At 47.2% G+C, this 2,500-nt stretch carries 1 tRNA gene and 2 rRNA genes (1 of these 3 cut by a window edge); all 3 read left to right on the top strand.

The features are described 5' to 3' along the window. Positions 1-207: 207 nt before the first annotated feature. A 16S ribosomal RNA gene (locus FF105_RS11400) occupies positions 208-1,758 on the top strand. A gap of 113 nt (positions 1,759-1,871) precedes the next feature. After that, positions 1,872-1,944: transfer RNA gene (locus tag FF105_RS11405), tRNA-Ala, on the top strand. A 188-nt stretch (positions 1,945-2,132) separates the two neighbouring features. Further along, positions 2,133-2,500: ribosomal RNA gene (locus tag FF105_RS11410) — 23S ribosomal RNA — on the top strand (it continues 2,546 nt past the right edge of the window). Together the 16S and 23S rRNA genes with 1 tRNA gene alongside form the textbook arrangement of a ribosomal RNA operon.

Below are 2,500 nucleotides of genomic sequence, written 5' to 3' on the forward strand. Positions count from 1 at the left end.
GTGATAAGATAATATAGTTGTCTCAAGGGGCAATAAGTAGCACATTGAAAACTGAACAAAACTTTGAACAAACGAATCTGTGGCTGTTACTTAGGTAACAAAAACAAATTTGCGAAGTCAATTCGTAACAAACAATAAACGGATTAGCGTTATAGAGAATATAGCGAAATAATCGTCAGTTTAATCGAAGAGCAATCTTCAAATTTTCAAATTGAGAGTTTGATCCTGGCTCAGGATGAACGCTGGCGGCGTGCCTAATACATGCAAGTCGAACGCACAGCGAAAGGTGCTTGCACCTTTCAAGTGAGTGGCGAACGGGTGAGTAACACGTGGACAACCTGCCTCAAGGCTGGGGATAACATTTGGAAACAGATGCTAATACCGAATAAAACTCAGTGTCGCATGACACAAAGTTAAAAGGCGCTTTGGCGTCACCTAGAGATGGATCCGCGGTGCATTAGTTAGTTGGTGGGGTAAAGGCCTACCAAGACAATGATGCATAGCCGAGTTGAGAGACTGATCGGCCACATTGGGACTGAGACACGGCCCAAACTCCTACGGGAGGCTGCAGTAGGGAATCTTCCACAATGGGCGAAAGCCTGATGGAGCAACGCCGCGTGTGTGATGAAGGCTTTCGGGTCGTAAAGCACTGTTGTATGGGAAGAACAGCTAGAATAGGGAATGATTTTAGTTTGACGGTACCATACCAGAAAGGGACGGCTAAATACGTGCCAGCAGCCGCGGTAATACGTATGTCCCGAGCGTTATCCGGATTTATTGGGCGTAAAGCGAGCGCAGACGGTTGATTAAGTCTGATGTGAAAGCCCGGAGCTCAACTCCGGAATGGCATTGGAAACTGGTTAACTTGAGTGCAGTAGAGGTAAGTGGAACTCCATGTGTAGCGGTGGAATGCGTAGATATATGGAAGAACACCAGTGGCGAAGGCGGCTTACTGGACTGTAACTGACGTTGAGGCTCGAAAGTGTGGGTAGCAAACAGGATTAGATACCCTGGTAGTCCACACCGTAAACGATGAACACTAGGTGTTAGGAGGTTTCCGCCTCTTAGTGCCGAAGCTAACGCATTAAGTGTTCCGCCTGGGGAGTACGACCGCAAGGTTGAAACTCAAAGGAATTGACGGGGACCCGCACAAGCGGTGGAGCATGTGGTTTAATTCGAAGCAACGCGAAGAACCTTACCAGGTCTTGACATCCTTTGAAGCTTTTAGAGATAGAAGTGTTCTCTTCGGAGACAAAGTGACAGGTGGTGCATGGTCGTCGTCAGCTCGTGTCGTGAGATGTTGGGTTAAGTCCCGCAACGAGCGCAACCCTTATTGTTAGTTGCCAGCATTCAGATGGGCACTCTAGCGAGACTGCCGGTGACAAACCGGAGGAAGGCGGGGACGACGTCAGATCATCATGCCCCTTATGACCTGGGCTACACACGTGCTACAATGGCGTATACAACGAGTTGCCAACCCGCGAGGGTGAGCTAATCTCTTAAAGTACGTCTCAGTTCGGATTGTAGTCTGCAACTCGACTACATGAAGTCGGAATCGCTAGTAATCGCGGATCAGCACGCCGCGGTGAATACGTTCCCGGGTCTTGTACACACCGCCCGTCACACCATGGGAGTTTGTAATGCCCAAAGCCGGTGGCCTAACCTTTTAGGAAGGAGCCGTCTAAGGCAGGACAGATGACTGGGGTGAAGTCGTAACAAGGTAGCCGTAGGAGAACCTGCGGCTGGATCACCTCCTTTCTAAGGATAATCGGAAAGCGACAGTGACTTAGATGTCAATTCGTGAAGTTCAAAGTTTTGTTTAGTTTTGAGTGTGATACTAAAATAGGTATCATGTTCAGAAGTGATCCTATGGGGAATTAGCTCAGCTGGGAGAGCACCTGCTTTGCAAGCAGGGGGTCAGCGGTTCGATCCCGCTATTCTCCATAGCTAGTCGCAAGGCTAGCAGGTTGCACATTGAAAACTGAATAGTAACAAATTCTTTTAAAAACAATCGTAAGATTGTAATAAATGAACCGAGAAACAACACAAAAAAGTTCTTTAATAAAGAACGGTTTAATCGCAGGTCTGAAAAATGACCAACTCATAAACTTAAACAACAGTTTCGGCTGTTAGGTTAAGTTAATAAGGGCGCGTGGTGGATGCCTTGGCACTAGGAGCCGATGAAGGACGTGACTAACTACGATAAGCTTTGGTGAGCGGTAAGTACGCTATGACCCAGAGATTTCCGAATGGGGAAACCTAACTCGTAAGAGTTGTCTGTATCTGAATACATAGGATATTTGACGGAATACGCTGTGAACTGAAACATCTCATTAGCAGCAGGAGCAGAAAGAAAAATCGATTCCCTCAGTAGCGGCGAGCGAACGGGGAAGAGCCCAAACCAACGTGCTTGCATGTTGGGGTTGTAGGACTGATATATAAGAGTTACAAAAGTGTTTTATAGCAGAACAAGTTGGGAAGCTTGGCAAGATAGGGTGAT

It is taken from the genome of Leuconostoc sp. UCMA20149 (genome assembly GCF_030400235.1).
Lineage (GTDB): Bacteria > Bacillota > Bacilli > Lactobacillales > Lactobacillaceae > Leuconostoc > Leuconostoc pseudomesenteroides.